This is a genomic window from Kitasatospora sp. NPDC059827 (assembly GCF_042731675.1).
GTDB lineage: Bacteria > Actinomycetota > Actinomycetes > Streptomycetales > Streptomycetaceae > Kitasatospora.
Genome location: NZ_JBHWIV010000055.1, coordinates 1 through 20,618, shown reverse-complemented (window position 1 = coordinate 20,618; position 20,618 = coordinate 1). Strand labels below are relative to the sequence as shown.

General features: G+C 75.1%; 20 protein-coding genes. 17 read left to right on the top strand and 3 right to left on the bottom strand.

The features are described 5' to 3' along the window. Nucleotides 1–165: 165 nt before the first annotated feature. Nucleotides 166–990 carry a hypothetical protein gene (locus ACFV8H_RS28430; protein WP_380405534.1) on the bottom strand — a complete coding sequence of 275 codons (825 nt, stop codon included), beginning with the start codon at nucleotides 988–990 and terminating at the stop codon, nucleotides 166–168. 260 nt (nucleotides 991–1,250) lie between these two features. Between ACFV8H_RS28430 and ACFV8H_RS28425 the strand changes: the two genes are divergently transcribed. The 3 genes from ACFV8H_RS28425 to ACFV8H_RS28415 all read left to right on the top strand — a co-directional run bounded on the left by ACFV8H_RS28425 (nucleotide 1,251) and on the right by ACFV8H_RS28415 (nucleotide 4,834). Next, a complete protein-coding gene (locus ACFV8H_RS28425; protein ID WP_380405464.1) occupies nucleotides 1,251–1,721 on the top strand; it encodes a hypothetical protein in 471 nt (156 codons plus the stop codon). A 28-nt stretch (nucleotides 1,722–1,749) separates the two neighbouring features. Beyond that, on the top strand, nucleotides 1,750–4,521 hold the full coding sequence (locus ACFV8H_RS28420; protein ID WP_380405461.1) for a toxin glutamine deamidase domain-containing protein: 2,772 nt from the start codon (nucleotides 1,750–1,752) through the stop codon (nucleotides 4,519–4,521). Nucleotides 4,522–4,588: 67 nt separating this feature from the next. Further along, a complete protein-coding gene (locus tag ACFV8H_RS28415; protein ID WP_380405458.1) occupies nucleotides 4,589–4,834 on the top strand; it encodes an antitoxin in 246 nt (81 codons plus the stop codon). A 3-nt stretch (nucleotides 4,835–4,837) separates the two neighbouring features. Here ACFV8H_RS28415 and ACFV8H_RS28410 read toward each other — a convergent pair whose 3' ends face one another. Continuing rightward, a complete protein-coding gene (locus tag ACFV8H_RS28410; protein WP_380405455.1) occupies nucleotides 4,838–5,107 on the bottom strand; it encodes a DUF6247 family protein in 270 nt (89 codons plus the stop codon). Nucleotides 5,108–5,216: 109 nt separating this feature from the next. Between ACFV8H_RS28410 and ACFV8H_RS28405 the strand changes: the two genes are divergently transcribed. From ACFV8H_RS28405 to ACFV8H_RS28375, 7 genes are all read left to right on the top strand, one after another. After that, complete coding sequence (locus ACFV8H_RS28405; RefSeq protein ID WP_380405452.1) at nucleotides 5,217–6,536, top strand: SUKH-4 family immunity protein; 1,320 nt, start codon at nucleotides 5,217–5,219, stop codon at nucleotides 6,534–6,536. A gap of 182 nt (nucleotides 6,537–6,718) precedes the next feature. Beyond that, the gene (locus tag ACFV8H_RS28400) at nucleotides 6,719–7,573 is read left to right on the top strand and encodes a glycerophosphodiester phosphodiesterase (RefSeq protein WP_380405449.1); all 855 of its coding nucleotides are present in this window, start codon (nucleotides 6,719–6,721) and stop codon (nucleotides 7,571–7,573) included. A gap of 136 nt (nucleotides 7,574–7,709) precedes the next feature. Next, nucleotides 7,710–8,672: a Ppx/GppA family phosphatase gene (locus tag ACFV8H_RS28395; RefSeq protein ID WP_375881728.1), complete on the top strand. Its 963-nt coding sequence runs from the start codon at nucleotides 7,710–7,712 to the stop codon at nucleotides 8,670–8,672. A gap of 474 nt (nucleotides 8,673–9,146) precedes the next feature. Next, on the top strand, nucleotides 9,147–9,950 hold the full coding sequence (locus ACFV8H_RS28390) for a sugar phosphate isomerase/epimerase (RefSeq protein WP_350507752.1): 804 nt from the start codon (nucleotides 9,147–9,149) through the stop codon (nucleotides 9,948–9,950). A 45-nt stretch (nucleotides 9,951–9,995) separates the two neighbouring features. Beyond that, nucleotides 9,996–10,766 carry a class I SAM-dependent methyltransferase gene (locus tag ACFV8H_RS28385; RefSeq protein ID WP_380405446.1) on the top strand — a complete coding sequence of 257 codons (771 nt, stop codon included), beginning with the start codon at nucleotides 9,996–9,998 and terminating at the stop codon, nucleotides 10,764–10,766. Between the two features lie 240 nt (nucleotides 10,767–11,006). Beyond that, a complete protein-coding gene (ilvD, locus tag ACFV8H_RS28380; RefSeq protein WP_380405443.1) occupies nucleotides 11,007–12,851 on the top strand; it encodes a dihydroxy-acid dehydratase in 1,845 nt (614 codons plus the stop codon). A gap of 79 nt (nucleotides 12,852–12,930) precedes the next feature. After that, nucleotides 12,931–13,443, top strand: a complete 513-nt coding sequence (locus ACFV8H_RS28375; RefSeq protein ID WP_380405440.1) for a hypothetical protein — start codon at nucleotides 12,931–12,933, stop codon at nucleotides 13,441–13,443. A 22-nt stretch (nucleotides 13,444–13,465) separates the two neighbouring features. On the opposite strand, the gene ACFV8H_RS28370 is transcribed toward ACFV8H_RS28375, so the two are convergent. Continuing rightward, on the bottom strand, nucleotides 13,466–13,915 hold the full coding sequence (locus ACFV8H_RS28370; protein ID WP_380405438.1) for a hypothetical protein: 450 nt from the start codon (nucleotides 13,913–13,915) through the stop codon (nucleotides 13,466–13,468). 210 nt (nucleotides 13,916–14,125) lie between these two features. Here ACFV8H_RS28370 and proC point away from each other — a divergent pair, with 210 nt between their 5' ends. The 7 genes from proC to ACFV8H_RS28335 all read left to right on the top strand — a co-directional run bounded on the left by proC (nucleotide 14,126) and on the right by ACFV8H_RS28335 (nucleotide 20,470). After that, nucleotides 14,126–14,953, top strand: a complete 828-nt coding sequence (gene proC, locus ACFV8H_RS28365) for a pyrroline-5-carboxylate reductase (RefSeq protein ID WP_380405435.1) — start codon at nucleotides 14,126–14,128, stop codon at nucleotides 14,951–14,953. Nucleotides 14,954–15,038: 85 nt separating this feature from the next. Beyond that, nucleotides 15,039–16,241 (top strand): MFS transporter, encoded by a 1,203-nt coding sequence (locus ACFV8H_RS28360; protein WP_380405432.1) that lies wholly within the window; start codon nucleotides 15,039–15,041, stop codon nucleotides 16,239–16,241. 49 nt (nucleotides 16,242–16,290) lie between these two features. Next, nucleotides 16,291–17,487, top strand: coding sequence for an acetoin utilization protein AcuC (locus ACFV8H_RS28355; RefSeq protein WP_380405429.1), 1,197 nt, complete (start codon nucleotides 16,291–16,293; stop codon nucleotides 17,485–17,487). Between the two features lie 225 nt (nucleotides 17,488–17,712). Then, nucleotides 17,713–17,922, top strand: a complete 210-nt coding sequence (locus ACFV8H_RS28350; protein ID WP_045699258.1) for a helix-turn-helix domain-containing protein — start codon at nucleotides 17,713–17,715, stop codon at nucleotides 17,920–17,922. 191 nt (nucleotides 17,923–18,113) lie between these two features. Further along, nucleotides 18,114–18,212 carry a 30S ribosomal protein bS22 gene (locus tag ACFV8H_RS28345; RefSeq protein WP_003948845.1) on the top strand — a complete coding sequence of 33 codons (99 nt, stop codon included), beginning with the start codon at nucleotides 18,114–18,116 and terminating at the stop codon, nucleotides 18,210–18,212. Nucleotides 18,213–18,363: 151 nt separating this feature from the next. After that, complete coding sequence (locus ACFV8H_RS28340) at nucleotides 18,364–19,455, top strand: NAD-dependent epimerase/dehydratase family protein (RefSeq protein ID WP_380405530.1); 1,092 nt, start codon at nucleotides 18,364–18,366, stop codon at nucleotides 19,453–19,455. 7 nt (nucleotides 19,456–19,462) lie between these two features. Further along, nucleotides 19,463–20,470: a lysophospholipid acyltransferase family protein gene (locus tag ACFV8H_RS28335; RefSeq protein WP_380405427.1), complete on the top strand. Its 1,008-nt coding sequence runs from the start codon at nucleotides 19,463–19,465 to the stop codon at nucleotides 20,468–20,470. Nucleotides 20,471–20,618 lie beyond the last annotated feature (148 nt).

Here is a 20,618-nt window from a genome sequence, read left to right as displayed (position 1 = left end):
CGGTCTACTGGTGGCCGTTCTGGACCTGCCAGTCTACTGGTGGTTCTGGACCGACCGGTCTACTGATGGCCGCCTGGACCGACCGGTCTACCGACGGCCGTCTGGACCGACCGGTCTACCGACGGGAAGGCCCGGCTCCCCGGAAGGGGACCGGGCCCGCAGCCGCTACTTCTTGTCCTTGGCCTTCTTGACCGGGTCCGCCGGGTGCGGGGCCACCCTGCGGTCGCCCTTGGTGGCGATCCGCTCCTCGCACAGCCGGGCCAGCACCTCGTACGCCTCGCGGCCCATCAGCTCGGTGAGCTCGGGGCGGTAGCTGACGTACACCGGCACCGCGCCCTGGTGCGCGGCCGGGGCCCCGGTGCACCACCAGTGCAGGTCGTGGCCGCCCGGGCCCCAGCCGCGGCGGTCGTACTCGCCGATCGTCACCTGGAGGTAGCGGGTGTCGTCGGGGCGGTCGATCCAGTCGTAGGTGCGGCGGACCGGCAGCTGCCAGCATACGTCCGGCTTGGTCTCCAGCGGCTCGCGGCCCTCCTTGAGGGCCAGCGCGTGCAGGGCGCAGCCGGCGCCGCCCGCGAAGTCCGGGCTGTTCACGAAGATGCAGGCGCCGTCGACCCGGCGGGTCTGGCGGTCGCCGTCCTCGTCCAGCATGGTGACGCCGCCGTCGGAGCGGATCCGGCCCTTGGCGTCGGTGCCCTCGGCGAAGTTCTCCCACAGCTCGGGCGTCAGCCGGGCCGCGTGGCCGAGGACGCGCTTCTCGTCGTCCTCGTCCGAGTAGTGGGCGCCCAGCGTGCAGCAGCCGTCCGACTCGCCGCGGCCCTCGCGGATGCCGTGGCAGCCCTGGCCGAAGACGCAGGACCAGCGGGAGGTCAGCCAGGTCAGGTCGCAGCGGAAGACCTGCTCCTCGTCGGCGGGGTCGGCGAACTCGACCCAGGCGCGCGGGAAGTCGAGCGGGACCTCGTCGCGCGGGATCTCGCGGCGCAGGGTCGGCATCGCGAGGTCGACGGGGGCGGGGGCGGCCGGGGGCTTCGCCTTGGCCTTCTTCTTGGACGTTTCTGCTGGTGCCACCCGGCAAGGGTAGAGCTTCGCGGGGGCGTACGGGCCGGTGGGCGACGCCCGCCGCGCGCCCGGGACGCGTTCGGCACGCGCCCGGGGCGCGGTGAAGGCGGGGTGAAGAGGTGCGGCCGTCCGCCGGGCGGAGGCGGCGGCGTGCCTAGGATGGCGGCCGCGGTCCGCTACGGGGAGGTACGGGGATGGCAGGCGGCAGCACCGGCGAGTCCGACGGCGGCGACACCGGGTTCGCCCTCAAACCGTGGGAACTCCACGGCGAGGGCAGGGAGTTCGAGAAGCTCGGACGCGAACTCGGCAAGGCCGTCGGCACCTTGGAGAAGGACCTGGCCGCGCTCGGCACGCCCTGGGGCGCCGACCAGCCGGGCAGCGCCTTCGCCGCCGTCTACGGCCCGGCGCACGGTGAACTCCTCGGCGGGCTCAGGGCCCTGGCCGGCCAGGTGGGCCGGGTCGGCGCCGGACTGCACACCATGGCCGAGCGGACCACCGACACCGACACCTCGACGGCGGACGGCTTCGGCGCGAACACCGGACCGGCCGCAGCCGTGCCGGGGGCGGTCGCCCGGCCCGCCGTGTACCAGGGCCCGCCGACGACTTCGGGAACCGGGGCAACACCGGGGGCGGCACCGGCCGTCCCCCAGGACATGTCGGTCTGAACGGCCCGGCTCGAAGGGGGAGAAGCGCGTGTCCCGGAAACTGCCCGAGGAACTGGTCCCGCTCCTGGCCAGGACCGGCCACCCGTGGCCGCAGGCCGACGAGGGGGCCCTGCGCACGGCGGCCGCGCACTGGCGGGAGTTCGCGGCGGAGGCCGAACGGATCACCCGCCGGGGCGGCGAGTCCGCCCAGCGGGTGGCCGCCGACAACACCGGCCACGCCGTCGACTCCTTCACGGCCTACTGGCGCACCTGCAGCGACGGCGGCAAGGGCCGCCTGCCGGACGCCCACACCGCGGTCGGGCTGGTCGCCGCCGCCTTCGACACCGCCGCGCAGGACGTCGACGGCTGCAAGGCCGAGATCATCGCCACCCTGCGGAACCTGGCCGCCGAGCTCCAGCAGGCCCGGGAGCAGGCCGCCGAGGTCCGGCAGACCGCGGCCGGGGTGGCCCGCAGCGCCGACCGGACCGGGCAGACCGGGCAGACGGGAGTGTTCGGCGGACTGGCGAAGTCCACCGCCGGCTTCGCGGCCGGCGTCGAGAACACCGCCGCCGGTCAGGTCGCCGCGAGCATCGAGGCCGTCGCGGTGGAGACCGCCGCCCTCAAGATCGCCGGACTGCTCGCCGAACTCGGGCGCGGCATGAAGGACGCCCTGGCCACCGCACTCAAGGACCCCTCCGCCGTCGCCCTGCTGCGCCTGGGCGCCGCCGCCACGCCCGGCGTCACCACCGCCTCCTACCGCACCGCGGCCGGCTTCGACCCGCTCGCCGCCGGACTGCCCGTGGCCCTCGCCGAACCGGGCGTGCTCGGCAAGGACGGCACCGGCCTGGTCGTGCTCTCCGGGAAGGACGGCAAGCCGCTGGTCGGCGTGCCCGGCCTCAGCGTCGCGCTCGACGCCCACGGGCAGCCCGTCCTCGGTACGGACGGCAAGCCGGTCATCCTGCGCTCCGACGGCACACCGGTGGCCGATGCCGCCGGGCTGCTGGTGGTGACCGGGCCGGACGGAAAGCCGGTGGTCGGGGTGGCCGACCTCGCCGTCCGGCTCGACGAGCACGGGCAGCCGGTGCTCACCGACCGGGCGGGCAAGGACCTGCACGGACTGCCGCTCGCCGACCTGGCCGACCTGACCGACCTGACCGACCCCCGGGACCCCCGGGACCCCAGGGCTCCCGGGGGCGACCCGAAGGTGCCGGGGGAGCCGACGGCGGACCGGGCCGGCGCGCCGGTGGTCCCGTCCGTGCTCTCCGCGGCGTCGTACGTCGCGGACCCCACCGCGGACCCCACGGCCGTCCCTGCCTCGGTGTCGACGGCCGACCCGGCCGCGGCGGCGGCCACCGGCCCCTCGTACGGAGGCTCGTACGGCGGATCGCACCGGTCCGTGGCCGCGGCCGCCGACTGGTCGCCGCCCGCCCGGGACGACGGGCCGTCGGTCCGGGCGGCGGCCCCCGCCCACCAGGGCGGCTCATCGGTGGCGGCGGGCTGGTCGGACGGGGACTACCCGCTCCAGGCGCCCACCCACACCAACGGCGGTGGCGGTGGCGGCAGTGTGCCGGTGACCGTACGGACCGACTCCGTGGCCGCGCCGCCCGCACCCGTCACCGCGCCGTCCACCGGCGGACCCGTCTACAGCCCGGCGCCGGACACGCCCCCGGTCGTCCGGCCGGTCGGCGTCGTCGGTGTGGTCGGTGCGCCCGGGCCGTTCGGGACACCGGCCTACTCGGGTGGCTACCCGGTGGCCGGCCCGATCGGCGCCGTCGGGCCCGGCCCGCTCGCCGCCGGCGGCTACCCGGCGCACCCGGCCGCGCCCTTCGGCAACGGTGTCGGGGCGGGGGCGCCCGCCATCGGCACCCCCGTGGTCGGCACCCCCGTGGTCGGCACCCCCGCGGCCGGTGCACCCGCCGTCGGCGCGCCGGTGGCCGCTGGACCGCAGCCCGGCGCACCCCGCACCCCGGCCGGAACCCACGGCCCGGCCACCGCACCGCCACCGCCGACCGAGCCGCCGATCGTCGGCACCACCCCGGTCATCGGCCGGCCCGAGCCCCACCACCCCGACGGCCGCCGCCGGGACACCGCCGCGCCCCTCGCCGACCCGACCCTCGCCTGGGGTGCCGTCCCGGTCGCCACCGCCCACGCGCTGGCCCTCCAACTCGCCCTGCGCGCCCGCCGCGGCCCGCTCGCCGACGACCCCGAACCCCGACTGCGCACCATCGCCGACAGCCGCCCGTACGGACGGCCCGGCGGGCTCGGCCCGGTCGACCCCCAGCACCAGGCCGAACTCGAACGACGGGTCCCCCGCGACCAGGACGACCGGCCGGCCCGCCACCCCGACCCGGCGGCCGGCGGCTGGACCGAGGCCGTCAACGCGGGCGGCCACCGCGAACCCGGCCGGGCCAACAACAGCCTGGAGATCGCCCTCTCCGCCGTCGACACCTACACCGGCCGCCCCACCTGCGCGGCCCCGCGCATCCCCACCGAGGGCGACGCCGGCGAACGCGGCGGCCGCGACCGCGCCGAACGCGAACTCGGCGCCCCCTTCCGCGACCTCGGCGACGGCGGCCAGGCCTTCACCCGCCTCGCCGCCGAACTCCGCCGGGCCGGGCACGGCGCCCAGGCCGTCCTGCTCACCCTGGACGCCTACGGTCGCCCGCACGCCTGGAACGCGGTCAACCACCGGGACGCCGTCACCTACCTCGACCACCAACTCGCCCGCCGCGGCCCCGCCCCCCTCCACCCCGCCACCCAGGGCCTCTGGGCCATCGTCCTGAACCCGGAGGGACGGCCCCTCGACCTCGCGGTGGCCTGAGCGCCTTTGCAGCCGGGAACAGCGCTGCTGCACGCGGAGATGCGTGCAGCAGCGCTACCTTCCAGGCATGACCGCCCTGACGATCCGGGACGTCCCGGAAGACCAGCTCCGGATCCTCGAAGTTCGTGCGGCCCGGGCCGGCAAGTCGCTCAACGCCTATGTCCTGGACCTCATCGCGCGCGAGACCTCCAAGCCCACGCTGGCGGAGACGGTGGCCCGACTGGATCGGGAGACCAGCGCCGGCGTCAGCACGGTGGACGTCCTGGCCGCGATCGACGAGGGGCGGGAGCGGTGCCCCGAGTCGCGGACCTGAGGCTCACGGCGCCCCGAGCCGGCGCAGGACCGTGGACGCAGGAGTGCCGGGAGCGGTGCCGGACCGGACGGCGGTGTGGATGCGGTCGCCCTCCGGGTCGCGGTAGAGCTGTGCGCGCAGCCACCAGCGGCGCAGGACGCCGTCGATCGTCTCCTCGTCTGCCTCGTCCATCTCCCGGTGGAACTCCTTCCGCTGTGCCGGGGGGAGGGCTGCGGCGACGGCGCCCTGGGTGCGGGCGACGGGCTGTCGGCCGTGCACGGGTGTGGTGTTCACCGTTCCTCCGGAGGTCATGGTCGGGCGGGCGGGGTCCAGTGTCGTCCCCGGTGGCTGATCGGGGCTGGATGATGGTGGCGTTCGGATTCGGTTCGACGGGGGTGGACGCGTGATCGCTCGGGCGCAGGCGGTGGAGGCGGGGCACCGGTGGATCAACGGGGACCTGCCGCAGGGGGCCGGGGTGGCACGGCGGGTGTGCGCGCACGAGTTCGAGCTGGGGTGGGTGCTCTGGGCGGAGCCGCCGCGGGTGGAGGTGGACCCGCGGACGGGGGAGCGCCGGGCGCCCGAGGAGGTCGGGGCCGCGTGTGCCGTGGTGGACCGGGAGAGCGGGCGGTTCACGGTCTGGCCGTCCGTGCCGGTGGACGAAGTGGTCGGGCTCTACCGGGACTTCGTCGGTGCGGGCGGCCACGACCCGACCCGGCCGCCGGCCACCGGCCGGGGCGCCCGGGCCGAGCTGACGTACCGGGACGGCACCGGCGCCACCCGCACGTTGGCGCTGCGCTCGGCCGCCGGGCTGCCGCATCCGGCGCTGCGCGGCTGGTGGTGGCTGCGGGAGCGGGGCGTCACGGCGGAGGACGTGCTGGCGGTGCGGACCGACCTGCGGATGGCGGCCCTGCCCGGCGGCTACTGGTCGTATGCGCTGGCGGCCGAACTGCCGCACGCCCGGCTGGACTTCGACCTGCCGTACGGCCCGCGCTTCGACCACCGGGCCGCCGCCGTACGGGAGTTGCCCGCCGGGCCGGACGCGACGGACGCGTCGGACGCGACGGACGGGCCGGGGCGCAACCGGGTGCCGTTCCCGCGGGCGGTGCCGCCGCTGCCGGCGGAGCCGGACGCCGCGCTGGCGCAGCGGCTGGCCGGGCGGTTCGGTCCGGCGGGCGTGCAGCGCTTCGACCCGGCGGAGGTGGTGCGCGCGGAGCTGCCCGGGGAGGCGGCGGCGCTGCTGCTGGCGGTCGGGCTGCCGAGGGCGGTGGACGGCTTCTTCGCGCTGCACCACCCGGGTGCGGAGGCGATCGCGGACGGCTCCCGCCCGGGCACCGTGCTGCCCCCGCTCGCGCCGTACCTCGCCGCGCTCGGCCGCGGCACCCGGGCGGCCGAGCGGGAGCGGACGGCGGCGGCCGGGCAGCTGGTGCTGGGGACGGACGGCTGGGCGCTGATCACCCTCGACCCGGTGGAGGGCGCCGTCCGGGCGGTGGACCCGGACGACGCGACGGCCCGGCACTGCAACGCCGACCTGCGGGCCTTCGTCCGCTGCCTGGAGCTGTTCGCCGGTTGGTGGCCGACCCTGCGCGGGCTGGATCCGGCCGCGGCGGGTACGGCGGTGGACGCCCTGCAGCGGGGGCTGGCGGAGCTGGACGGTACGGTCTACGGCGATCCGGAGAACTGGTGGGCCGTCATCGTGGAACAGTTGTGGGACGGCCTGCTCTGATCCGGCCGCGGGCCGTGGCGATCCGGCCGATCCCGGCGATCCCGGCGGACCGGGGAACCGGACGTCGGTGCGGGGCTGTCAGGAGGATCGGACGACCGCGTACCAGCCGACCCGAGCGAACCACCCCGAGCAACCGACCCCGAGCAACCGACCCCGAGCGACCGAAACCGGAGCACCGAGCCGTGACCGCCCCGCCCCGCGCCGCCCAGACGGCCGCCCTCGCCGCGCTCGCGGTCCTGGCCACCGGGTGCGCCTCCGCCGGTCCCGCGCTGCAGGCCCGCTCGGCCACCGCGCCGCCGGTGTGCGCGTCCCCGGTGGTGATCGGGCACCGGGGTGCGCCGTTCAACGCGCCCGAGAACACCATGGCCTCCTTCGACACCGCGCTGAACCAGGGCGCGGACTGGCTGGAGACCGACGTGCAGACCACCCGGGACGGCGTCCCGGTGCTGATGCACGACCCGACCGTGGACCGCACCACCAACGGCAAGGGCGCCGTCGCGGACCTGACCGCCGCCCAGGTCGCCGCCCTGCGGGTGACCGTCGGCCCGGGCGGTGCCCAGCCCGTCCCGACCCTGGAGGAACTGCTGACGCGGCTCTCCACCAGCAGCGCCACGCTGCTGATGGAGATCAAGTGGCAGCGCCCCGAGGACGTCACCCGGATCGCCCGGATCGCGGCCGGCAGCCGGGCGCACGTCGTGCTCTACTCCTTCTCGGTCGCCAACCTGCGCCAGGCCCACGCGGTGGCCCCCGCGCTGCCGGTGGTGCTGATCCAGAGCGGCGGGATCGCCGAGGACCCGGGGGACCTCAAGCTGGACGGCATCGCCCTGGACGCGGGCCTGGCCAGTGCCACCCGGATCGCGGCCGAGCGCAAGGCCGGGCGCGAGGTCTACGTCTGGACGCTGGACGACGCCGAGGCCTGGCAGCTGATGACCGCCCGGGACGCGGACGGCCTGATCACCGACACCCCGGGCCCGGCCCGCCGCTGGCTGGACGCCAACTGCCGCACCGAGCGCCGGTCCGGTCCGCGCGGCCACTGAGCGCGCGGCCACTGAGCGCACGGCCGTCGGGCACCACCCACCGATCGCACCCGGAACGGTCGGGAACGACCTGGACCAGCGCGAATACGGTCACAACCGATCTCCTCCACGGCCGGATCGCGTAGCGTGGAGAGTTATGCGACTCGGTGTACTCGACGTAGGTTCCAACACGGTCCACTTCCTCGTGGTGGACGCCCATCCGGGTGCCGCCCCGCTGGCCGCTTACTCGCACAAGGCCGAACTGCGCCTGGCCGAGCTGCTCGACGGCTCCGGCGCGATAAGCGAGGCCGGCGTCGACCGGCTGATCGGCCACATCGCCTCCTCGCTGCGGGTCGCCGAGGACAAGGGCGTGGTCGACATCCTGCCGTTCGCCACCTCGGCCGTCCGCGAGGCCGCCAACGGCGAGCAGGTGCTGCGCCGGGTCGCCGCCGAGACCGGGGTCGAACTCCGGGTGCTCTCCGGGCAGGACGAGGCCCGGCTCACCTTCCTGGCCGTCCGGCGCTGGTTCGGCTGGTCCTCGGGCCGGCTGCTCAACCTGGACATCGGCGGCGGCTCCCTGGAGATCGCCTGCGGCCTGGACGAGCAGCCGGACGTCGCCTGCTCGCTGCCGCTCGGCGCCGGGCGGCTGACCGCCCGCTGGCTGCCCGGGGACGTCGCCGACCCGGACGCGCTGCGCGAGTTGAGACGGCACGTCCGCGCCGAGATCGCCAACGTGGTCGGCGAGATCTCCCGGCTCGGGGCGCCGCAGCACGCCGTCGCCACCTCCAAGACCTTCAAGCAGCTGGCCCGGATGACCGGCGCCGCCCCCGCCGACGCCGGCCCGTACGCCGACCGCCGGCTCACCCGCAGCGGGCTCGCCGCCTGGCTGCCGCGGCTGTCCACGATGACCGTCGCCGAGCGCGCGCAGATCCCCGGGGTCTCCGAGGGCCGGGCCAAGCAGCTGCTGGCCGGGGCCCTGGTCGCGGACGCCGCGATGGACCTGTTCGGCCTGGACGAGCTGGACGTCTGTCCGTGGGCGCTGCGCGAGGGCATCATCCTGCGCGAGCTGGACGCCATGGACAGTCCCACCGACCAGCGCCGCCCCGCGCTCACCCAGTAGCGGGGGAGCGTGCCGGCGGTCACTCCGCCGGGCGTCCGCCCCCGTTCGGGGCGCGCTCCGCTTACGCTGTCTCCCGTGGTGCAACCAGCGGGCGAGGACGGAACGCAGGAGGGCCGCGCTCCCGGAGCGGACGGGCAGCCGCGGCCGGCCGGCCCGCGCGGCCGACTCGGCAAGGCCGGGCTCGGCAAGGCGGTCAAGGGCGCCACCGCGGCACAGGCGGGCAAGGTGGCCAAGGCCGCGAAGGTGGCCAAGGTCGCCAAGAGCGCGAAGGCGGCCAAGAGCGCCAAGGCCCCCGCCGACGCCCCCGCCGCCTCCGCCCCAGCCCCCGCCAAGAAGACCGCGGCGCGCAAGGCCGCCGGCGCCGCCAAGGCCGCCGTCCAGTCCGTCCGCTCGGTGAAGGCCGCCAAGCGCGACGCCGCCCGCCCGCCGCTGCTGCGCACCACCGACCGGCTGGTGCTGCCCCAGCACCCGACCCTGCACATCCCGGACACCAAGGTGGCGCTGTCCACCGCCTCGGTGTACCCGGCGAGCACCGCCGTCGCCTTCGAACTGGCCGCCAAGCTCGGCTACGACGGGGTCGAGGTGATGGTCTGGAACGACCCGGTCAGCCAGGACCTGGAGGCGCTGCGCCGCCTCTCCGACGCCCACCAGCTGCCGATCCTGGCCGTGCACGCCCCCTGCCTGCTGATCACCCAGCGGGTCTGGACCACCGACCCGTGGACCAAGCTGGTCCGGGCCCGGGCGGCGGCCGAGAAGCTCGGCGCGAGCGCCGTCGTGGTGCACCCGCCGTTCCGCTGGCAGCGGCAGTACGCCCGCGAGTTCGTCGAGGGCATCAACCGGATGGCGGGCGAGACCGACGTCCGCTTCGCCGTCGAGAACATGTACCCGTGGCGCTACCGCGACCGCGAGGTGCTGGCGTACGCCCCCGGCTGGGACGTCACCGACGAGGAGTACCGGCACTTCACCATCGACCTCTCGCACGTGGCCACCTCCCGGATCGACACCTTCGCCATGGTCGAGCGGATGGGCGACCGGCTCGCCCACGTCCACCTGGCCGACGGCAGCGGCTCCGGCAAGGACGAGCACCTGATCCCCGGCCGGGGCAAGCAGCCCTGCGCCGAACTGCTGGAGCACCTCGCCCGCACCGGCTTCGACGGCCACGTGGTGCTGGAGGTCAACACCCGCCGCTCCGCGTCCCCCGCCGAACGCGAGGCCGACCTGGCCGAGGCCCTCGCCTTCACCCGCTTGCACCTCGCCACCCCCTCGCGCGTACGCTGAGCACCGGGCCCGCCCGGGCCCGAACTGCCGCTCGGAGGGGGAGACATGACGGAGGATCGGGACTACCGGGAACTCGCCGTGAGCTTCGGCGCGGTCGCCGCCGAGTACGACCGGGGCCGCCCCGGCTACCCCGACGAGCTGTTCGACGCGGTGGAGCGGATCTGGGGTCGCGGCCTCAAGGGCGCCCGGGTCCTGGACGTCGGCGCCGGGACGGGCATCGCGACCCGGCTGCTGGCCGCCCGGGGTGCCGAGGTCGTCGCCGTCGAGCCCAGCGACGGCATGGCCGCCCAGTTCCTGGCCTCCTCGCCGGCCCTGCCGCTGGTCCGCGGGACGGGCGACGACCTGCCCTTCCACGACGCCTCCGCCGACCTGATCGGCTACGCCCAGGCCTTCCACTGGACCAGGCCCGAGCGGTCCGTCCCGGAGGCCCTCCGGGTGCTGCGGCCGGGCGGCGCCCTGGCCACCTGGTGGAACGTGCACGACGAGACCGTGCCGTGGGTCCGGGCCCGGGCCGAGCGGCTGGCCGCCGCGCTGCCCGGCCGCTACCGCGGCTACGGCGGGATCAGCGGCCACACCCGGCACTTCGCCCCGGCCGGCCTGGTGGTCGAGCGGACGGTGCTGCGCTGGGAGCGGCAGGTCACCGTCGAGCACGTGCTCACCGACCTGACCTCCCGCTCCTACCTGGCCTCGCTCAGCCCCGAGGAGCGCGCCCCGGTGCTGGCCGCCGAGCGGGCGGCGATGGCCGTCGAGTTCCCGGACGGCGTGGTCGCAGAACCGTTCACCCTGGACCTCACCGTGGCCGTCAAGCCGGCCTGACCGCACGCCGCCCGTCCGCCGCCCGCCCGCCCGCATGCCGCCCGCCCGCCCGCCGCCCGCCCGCATGCCGCCCGCCCGTCCGTCCGCCGCCGGTCCCCGTACGCACCCCGCCCCGGCTGCCCGCATCGCGGACGCGCCGTCCGCCGGCCGGACGGCGGGCGTAGGCTCGTAAGCCACAACGGCCCCCGCACCCTGATCACCGGCGGGGCGTCGGCGAGAGCCCCGAAGGAGTGGAGCACAGTGCCCGAGCTGAGGTCCCGTACGGTCACCCACGGTCGCAACATGGCAGGCGCCCGGGCGCTTCTCCGGGCCGCCGGCGTAGCCCGCGAGGACTTCGGCAAGCCGATCATCGCGGTCGCCAACTCCTTCACCGAGTTCGTCCCCGGCCACACCCACCTCCAGCCGGTCGGCCGGATCGTCTCCGAGGCGATCAAGGAGGCCGGGGGCATCCCGCGCGAGTTCAACACCATCGCCGTCGACGACGGCATCGCGATGGGCCACGGCGGCATGCTCTACTCGCTGCCCTCGCGCGACCTGATCGCCGACTCGGTCGAGTACATGGTGAACGCGCACTGCGCCGACGCGCTGATCTGCATCTCCAACTGCGACAAGATCACCCCCGGCATGCTGATGGCCGCGCTGCGCCTCAACATCCCGACCGTGTTCGTCTCCGGCGGTCCGATGGAGGCCGGCAAGGCCACCCTGGTCGACGGCACCGTGCGCAAGCTGGACCTGATCGACGCGATCTCCCAGGCGGTCAACGAGAACGTCTCCGACGAGGACATCGCGATCATCGAGGAGAACGCCTGCCCGACCTGCGGGTCCTGCTCGGGCATGTTCACCGCCAACTCGATGAACTGCCTCACCGAGGCGATCGGCCTCTCGCTGCCCGGCAACGGCTCGGTGCTCGCCACCCACACCGCCCGCCGGGCGCTGTACGAGCGGGCCGGGCGCACGGTCGTCGAGATCACCAACCGCCACTACGGCCAGGACGACGCCTCGGTGCTGCCGCGCGCGATCGCGAGCCGCGCCGCCTTCGAGAACGCCATGGCCCTGGACATCGCCATGGGCGGCTCGACCAACACCATCCTGCACCTGCTCGCCGCCGCCCAGGAGGCCGAGCTGGACTTCGACATGCGGGCCATCGACGCGGTCTCCCGCAGGGTGCCCTGCCTGTCCAAGGTCGCGCCCAACGGCTCGTACTACATGGAGGACGTGCACCGGGCCGGCGGCATCCCGGCCATCCTCGGCGAGCTGTACCGGGGCGGGCTGCTCAACGAGGACGTCCACACCGTGCACTCCGACTCGCTCGCCGAGTGGCTCAAGACCTGGGACGTGCGCGGCGGTTCGCCCTCCGCCGAGGCCGTCGAGCTGTGGCACGCCGCACCCGGCTGCAAGCGCTCCGCCGAGGCCTTCTCGCAGTCCGAGCGCTGGGAGTCGCTGGACACCGACGCCGCCGGCGGCTGCATCCGCAGCGTCGAGCACGCCTACTCGGTCGAGGGCGGCCTCGCCGTGCTGTACGGCAACCTCGCCGAGGACGGCTGCATCGTGAAGACGGCCGGCGTCGACGAGTCCATCTGGACGTTCAGCGGCCCGGCGGTGGTCTGCGAGTCCCAGGAGGCCGCGGTCGAGGCGATCCTCGCCAAGCGGATCAAGGAGGGCGACGTCGTCGTCATCCGCTACGAGGGCCCCAAGGGCGGCCCGGGCATGCAGGAGATGCTCTACCCGACCTCCTTCCTCAAGGGCCGCGGCCTCGGCAAGGCCTGCGCGCTGATCACCGACGGCCGGTTCTCCGGCGGCACCTCGGGCCTGTCCATCGGCCACGCCTCCCCGGAGGCGGCCTCCGGCGGCATCATCGCGCTGGTCGAGGACGGCGACACCATCGCCATCGACATCCCGGCCCGGACGATCTCCCTGGAGGTCCCGGACGAGGTCCTCGCCGAGCGCCGTCGGGCGCTGGAGGCCGGGCACGGCTACCGGCCGCAGAACCGCGAGCGCCAGGTCAGCCAGGCGCTGCGGGCCTACGCGGCGATGGCCACCTCGGCCGACAAGGGCGCCGTCCGGGACGTCAGCAAGCTCGGCTGACCCCGCACGCCCCGGAGGAGCCGTCCCGCCCGGGACGGCTCCTCCCTCGTTCCGCGGTGCCCGGGTGATAATCGACGACGTGAGCGAGCAGCCCCCCACCCCCGCCCCCAAGCCCGCCGGCGCCCCCGAGCCGGAGCCGATCCGCTTCTTCGGCACCTCCTGGCTCCACCGGGACAACGGCTACTGGCTGCGCCGGGTCGGCGTCTCGGTCGGCGCCCTGGCCGCCACCGCCGCCGCCGCACTGGTGCTGCGCTTCGGCGTCGAGGGCATCGCCCTCTCCGAGAGCGGCGGCTTCCTGAACGGGCTGCTGACCGCCGCCATCGCGGTCTGCTCGCTGATGGCCGTCCGGCGCACCTGGAAGGTCCTCACCGAGGGCAGGGACCAGCTGACCGGCTGGATGGCCGAGGACAAGTCGCTCGGCGCCGTCTGGCTGATCGGCGGGGTCGGCAGCCTGGCCGCCTACTTCGCCCGCAGCCTGGTCGAGGCCCCCGGCGAGGCCGTCCGGCGGGACGCCCACCGGAAGGCCGTCGAGCAGTACGAGAAGCGCCAGACCGGCCGCAGCGGCCGACCCGGCGGCAAGCGCAAGCGCTGACCGCCGACCCGGCGCCCGGGCCCTAGCCCTTGCCGCGGGCCTGCTTCACCGAGCCCACCACCCCGGCGATCACCAGCAGCAGGCCGGCCGGCAGCAGCGAGATGAAGAAGGACCCGAACAGCCCGCTGTCGCCGAGGAAGTACTGCGCCAGGGTGTTCAGCACCAGCAGTCCGCCGGCCGCCGGGAGCGCCGACTGCCACGGGTGCGCGTCGGCCCAGCGGCGCAGCCGCCGGTCGGTGGTGTCGCGGCGCAGCTGACCGCCGACGGTGCCGACCAGGAAGAGGAAGAACAGGGCCCAGCCGGCCGGTCCGGCCAGCATGGCCAGTGACCAGTCCCCGGAGATCGCCTCGACCCCCAGGGCGGTCGCGCCCACCACCGCACCGACTCCCGCGGCCGTCCGCCACGGGCCCATCGTCGCCGAGGCGTCGGCGAGTTGCCGGTTCTCACGTCGGGACATTTCGTCGTGTGCCATGGCTCCACGGTGCGCCCGCCCGGGCCCGGAGGCCATAGGGGAAACCCCCGAGTTTTCTCCCTAGGGGCAAAGCCCGCGCGCCCGGACCCTTCCGGTGCTCCCGGGCCGTCCCCGGCCCGCCGGAGCCCCGCGGACCACGGACCGGACGGTCCGGACGGGCGCCGCCGGGCGGTGCGAGGATGGCCGCAGTACCGAGGCAAGGAGCGGACCATGGGCAGCAGCGCAGCACACGGACAGAAGATCGCCTTCCTGGGCACCGGCAAGATCGGCGAGGCCCTGCTCTCCGGTCTGCTGCGGGCCGGCACCGACCCGGCGGACGTCCTGGTGACCGCCCGCCGCCCCGAGCGCGCGGCCGAACTCGCCGACCGCTACGGCGTGGTGGCCGTCTCCAACGCCGAGGCCGCCAAGCTCGCCGACACCCTGATCCTCGCGGTCAAGCCGCAGGACATGGGCGCCCTGCTGGAGGAGCTGGCCCCGCACATCAGCCCGGACCGGCTGGTGATCTCGGCGGCGGCCGGCGTCCCGACCGCCTGGTTCGAGGAGCGGCTCGCGGCCGGCACCCCGGTGGTGCGGGTGATGCCCAACACGCCGGTGCTGGTGGACGAGGGGATGAGCGTCATCTCCGGCGGCTCGCACGCCCGGGAGGAGCACCTGGCGCGCGCCGAGGAGATCTTCAGCTCGGTCGGCAAGGCGCTGCGGCTGCCGGAGGCCCAGCAGGACGCGGCCACCGCGCTGTCCGGCTCGGGCCCGGCCTACTTCTACTTCCTGGTCGAGGCGATGACCGACGCGGGCATCCTGCTCGGCCTGCCCCGGCAGGTGGCGCACGACCTGATCGTGCAGTCCGCGATCGGCGCCTCGGTGATGCTGCGCGACTCCGGCGAGCATCCGGTCAAGCTGCGCGAGGCGGTCACCTCCCCGGCCGGCACCACCATCGCGGCGATCCGCGAGCTGGAGAACCACGGGGTGCGGGCCGCGCTGCTCGGCGCCCTGGAGGCGGCCCGGGACCGCTCCCGGGAGCTGGCCTCCGGCGGGAAATGACCGCTGCGCGACCCCTCCCGCAAAGGCGGCGCACGCCCTACGCTCTCGGCCAACATCGTTCTACCGGCCAGTAGCGAGGTCCCGCATGAGCGTCGTCCCCCCTGTCGTCCCGCCCGGCCTGCGGGCCGGGCGGGCCGCGCTCGCCGTCAGCTTCCTGCTCCAGGGCACCACCTTCGCGCTGCTGGTCACCTGCATCCCGGAGATCCAGCACCGGTACGGGCTGAGCGACGGCCTGCTGCCGGTCTTCCTCGCCGCGGTGCCGATCCTGGCCGGGGTGGGCTCGATCCTCTCCGAGCAGCTGGTGAAGCGCACCGGCGCCCGGGCTGTGCTGCGGGTCGTCCAGCCGGCCGTCTGCCTCAGCCTGGCGGGCGCCGGGCTGGGTGGCACGCTGTGGCAACTGGCCCTCGCGCTGGGCGCCTTCGGGCTGCTGGTGGGGGCGCTGGACGCCAGTATGAACATGCTCGGGGTCGGCCTCCAGCACCGCTACGGCCGCTCGATCATGATCGGCTTCCATGCGGCGTTCAGCCTCGGCGGCATCCTCGGCGCCGCGGTCGCCGGCCTCGGCTCGCACTACGACCTGGGACTGCCGGTGCTGTTCGGCACGGCCGCGGCGGTGGTCGCCCCGCTCGCGGTGCTGACCGGCACCAGGTTCGCCGGACCGGCCGAACTCGGCGACGCCGTCCGGGACGCCGCGGAGGCCGCCGCCCGGCCCATCCCCTGGCGCCCGCTGCTGCCGCTCTGCCTGGCGATGGCCTTCGCGTACATCGCGGACGCCTCGGTCTCCAACTACAGCGTCAAGTACCTCACCGACGGCCTGGGCAGCCGGGAGGACCTCGCCAAACTCTCCTACCTCGGCTACATGGTGGCGATGCTGCTCGGCCGGCTCCTGGGCGACCGCGCGGTGCAGCGCTTCGGCGCCGTCCCGGTGGTGCGCTCCGGCGCCGCGCTGGCCGCGCTGGGCTTCGGGCTGGCCGCGCTGGCGCCCGCCCCCTGGGCGGGCATCGCCGCGTTCACCGTGCTGGGCTTCGGCATCTGCGCGATCATCCCGCAGGTGTTCGCGGCCGGCGGCCGGCTCTTCCCGGCCGACTCGGACGCCGCCGTGGCCCGGCTCAACCTCTTCAACTACGTGGGCTTCCTGGTCGGTTCACCACTGGTCGGGGCGATCGCGGACGCCGGCTCGTACCGCTGGGCGCTGCTCGCCCCGATGCTGCTGGTGCTCGCCGTGCTGCCGCTGGCCGAGCGCTTCGCCCCGGCACCCGCACCGCGGCCGGCCCCCGCCGCCGCCTGACGGTGGGGGCGGGCGGGGCCCGCCGCCCCCACCCACTACGGTGGAGGCCATGCCCGAAGCCGAGCGTGACTCCTCCTGCGGCCTGCACCTCTACTGGGACGAGGCCGTCACCGCCTACGACTTCGGCCCCGGCCACCCGATGGACCCGGCCCGGCTCGCGCTGACCATGCGCCTGGTCGAGGCCCTCGGACTCGCCACCGGGCCCGGGGTGACGGTGCGGTCCGCGCCGGCCGCCGGGGAGTCCACCCTGCAGCTGGTGCACACCAAGGAGTACGTGGAGGCGGTCAAGCACGCCGCCGCCCACCCCGAGCAGTCGGACCCCCGGCACGGGCTCGGCACCGACGACAACTGGTCGTTCCCGGCCGTCCACTCGGCCGCCGCGCTGATCGCCGGCCAGTCGGTCGCCGCCGCCGAGGCGGTCTGGCACGGCGAGACCCCGCACGCCGTCAACTTCGCCGGCGGACTGCACCACGCGATGCCCGGCAAGGCCTCCGGCTTCTGCGTCTACAACGACCCGGCCCTGGCGATCGCCCGGCTGCTCGAACTCGGCGCCGAACGGGTCGCCTACGTCGACGTGGACGTCCACCACGGCGACGGCGTCCAGGAGGCCTTCTGGAACGACCCCCGGGTCCTGACCGTCTCGCTGCACGAGCACCCGGCCACGCTCTTCCCGCAGACCGGCTGGCCCACCGAGACCGGCGGCCCGGACGCCCCCGGCTCCGCCGCCAACCTGCCGCTGCCCGCCGGCACCGGCGACGCCGGCTGGCTGCGCGCCTTCCACGCCCTGGTGCCCGAACTGCTCGCCGCCTTCCGGCCGCAGGTCCTGGTCACCCAGCACGGCGCGGACACCCATCTGGAGGACCCGCTGGCCCACCTCGCCGTCACGGTGGACGCCCAGCGGCTGATCGCCGAGGAGCTGCACGGGCTGGCCCACCGGCTCACCGGCGGCCGCTGGGTGGCCACCGGCGGGGGCGGCTACGCCGTGGTGGACGTCGTCCCGCGCAGCTGGACCCACCTGGTCGCCACCGCCGCCGGCCGGCCCGTCGACCCGGCCACCGAGACCCCCGAGTCCTGGCGCGCCGAGGTCTACCGCCGCACCCGCCGCCCGGCCCCGCTGCGGATGACCGACGGCGCCCGCCCGTCCTGGCGCGACTTCGACTCGGGTTACGATCCGGCCGACCGACTCGATCAGGCCATCCTCGCGGCCCGCCGCGCGGTGTTCCCCCACCACGGTCTGCTGGCCTGAATCAGCCGCCCCGGCCGCGCGCCGGCCGGGCCGTGCGTACGCCCCCTGGGGCGAACCGCCGAGTGACTACGTACTGCAACGGTCCTATCTCTCACCGTACGAGGACTGCACCTCCCCTCTTCCCACTGGTACCACCCATAACTACTCTGGGGATACACGTGTGCCGGTGGAGTCACCGGAGGGGAAGCCGGTGCCTTGCACACGGGTAAGGGTCGGGTGATGGTCATGAGTTCCGTCGAGCGTCCCCTGCAGGAAGTCGTCTTCCTGACCGTGGCCGAGGTGGCCGCGGTCATGCGGGTGTCCAAGATGACGGTGTACCGCTTGGTGCACAGCGGAGAGCTGCCGGCCATCCGGGTCGGACGGTCCTTCCGGGTGCCCCAGCAGGCGGTGCACGAGTACCTCAAGGAGTCCTACGTGCGGCTCGAGAGCGCGTAGCCGAGGGGGCGGTCGGGGGCGGGTCCACAGCCGTGGATCCGTCCCCGTTCGCCCCGGATTTCCCGCGAGTTTCCCGCTTCAAGGGAGCGCGATTACGGCCCGGGCCACGCGGACGGTAGGCTAGGCCCTCACGTCAGTCGTATGGACTCCGTCTCTCACGGACGAGAGTCTCAGTGAGCGAGGGTTGTTCCGTGGGCTCTGTCATCAAGAAGCGTCGCAAGCGTATGGCCAAGAAGAAGCACCGCAAGCTTCTGAAGAGGACCCGCGTTCAGCGTCGCAACAAGAAGTAAGCGCCCCCGGCCGCGCTGAGCGCGCCCAGCGCTTCCACCGCCCGTCCCGGCCCTCGTGGCCCGGGGCGGGCGGTGTCGTTTCACGGCCCGGTGGGGCGGCGCGGTACGGTGCACGCAGGCCGCTCGGGTCGAGGGAATGGGGTGCAGCACCGTGGGTGTGGTCGTGCTCGTCACCGGCGTGGCACGCCATCTCGGTGCCCGTTTCGCCGCCGAGCTCCGTCGCCGCCCGGGGGTGGACCGGGTCGTCGGCGTGGACGTGCAGCCGCCGCGGCTGCCGCCCCGGGAGCCGGACGGGCCCGCCGCCCCGTACACCTTCCACCAGCTCGACCTGCGCCGCCCCGCGGTCTCCCGGGTGATCGCCGAGCACCGGGTGGACACCGTGGTGCACCTGAGCGTCAGCGCCACCGGTCTGGGTTCCACCAACCGCTCCGCGGTGAAGGAGTCCAACGTCATCGGCACCATGCAGCTGCTCGGCGCCTGCCAGAAGGCGCCCGGGGTGCGCCGGCTGGTGGTGAAGTCCACCACCGGCGTCTACGGCTCCGCGCCCCGCGACCCGGCGGTGTTCAGCGAGCGGATCCAGCCGAAGGACCCGCCCGGCGGCGGCTTCGCCAAGGACGCGGCCGAGGTGGAGGGCTACGTCCGCGGCTTCGCCCGGCGCCGCCCGGACGTCGCGGTGACGGTGCTGCGCTTCGCCAACATCGTCGGCCCGGGCGCCGACACCCCGCTCAGCGAGTACTTCGCGCTGCCGGTGCTGCCGACGGTGCTCGGCTACGACCCCAGGCTGCAGTTCGTGCACGAGGACGACGCCGTCGCGGTGCTCTGCCGGGCCGCCGGCGAGCCCGAGCCCGGCACCGTCAACACCGGCACCTTCAACGTGGCGGGGGAGGGCGTGCTGCTGCTCTCCCAGTGCGCCCGCAGGCTCGGCCGCCCCACCCTGCCGCTGCTGCTGCCCGCGGTCAGCTGGATGGCCGTGCTGGCCCGGCAGACCCGGCTGGTCGACGTCTCGCCCGAGCAGCTGCGGCTGCTCACCCACGGCCGGGTGGTGGACACCACGCGGCTGCGGGAGACCTTCGGCTACCGTCCGGCGTTCAGCACCCCGGAGGCCTTCGCCGACTTCGCCGCCGCACGGGGCCCCGGCCTGCTGCCGCCGGAGCGGCTGGCCGCCGTCACCGACCGGCTGACCGCCCTGCTCGGCCCCGAAGGGGCCGCCCCCGCCGTACCGACCCGCCGCCCGAGGAGCTGAACCCGCGATGAGTGCCGCCGCCGACAACGCACCGGGCGAGGCCAAGGTCATCCCGATCGAGTCCGCCCCCAGCTGGAGCTCGCCGCAGGCCCCCGGCCTGGCCGACCGGCTCGCCGGGGCCGTCGGCGGGGCGCTGTCCGGCCAGCTCGGCCCGGCGGCCACCCGGCTGTTCGGCAAGGGCTGGGAGGGCCGGGCCACCGAGGGGCTGGCCTTCCTGCGGCGCCGGATCACCGGCGACTACGAGGTCGACGAGTTCGGCTTCGACCGGGAGCTCACCGAGGAGGTGCTGCTCTCGCTGCTGCGCCCGCTGGCCGAGAAGTACTTCCGGATCGACGTCCAGGGGATCGAGCACGTCCCGGCCGAGGGCGGCGCCCTGATCGTCGCCAACCACTCCGGCACCATCCCGCTGGACGCCCTGATGACCCAGGTGGCCATCCACGACCACCACCCGCACCGCCGGCACCTGCGGATGCTCGCGGCCGACCTGGTCTTCGTGCTGCCGGGCGTCAACGAGCTGGCCCGCAAGGCCGGCCACACCCTGGCCTGCAACGAGGACGCCCAGGCGCTGCTGGCGCGCGGCGAGTTGGTCGGGGTCTGGCCGGAGGGCTTCAAGGGCATCGGCAAGCCGTTCTCCGAGCGCTACAAGCTCCAGCGCTTCGGCCGCGGCGGCTTCGTCTCCTCGGCGCTGCGCGCGGGGGTGCCGATCGTGCCCTGCTCGATCGTCGGGGCGGAGGAGACCTACCCGATGATCGGCAACGTGAAGACGCTGGCCCGGCTGCTCGGCCTGCCGTACGTGCCGATCACGCCGACCTTCCCGTGGCTGGGGCCGCTCGGGATGCTGCCGCTGCCGACCAAGTGGACGATCCGCTTCGGTGAGCCGATCGCCACCGACGGCCATCCGCCGGAGGCGGCGGACGACCCGATGCTGGTCTTCGACCTGGCCGACGAGGTGCGCGAGACCATCCAGCACACCCTGTACCAGCTGCTGGTGCAGCGGCGGTCGGTGTTCTTCTGACCGTGTTCTTCCGACCGTGCGACTCCGGCCACGGTCCTCCGGTCGTCCCGCTGAGGACCGGACGCGGTGGGGGGCCCGGGGGGGGGGGGGCCGCCCCCGGGCCCCCCCCCCCCCCACGCGGACCCCCCCGGAGAACCCCCCCGGGCCC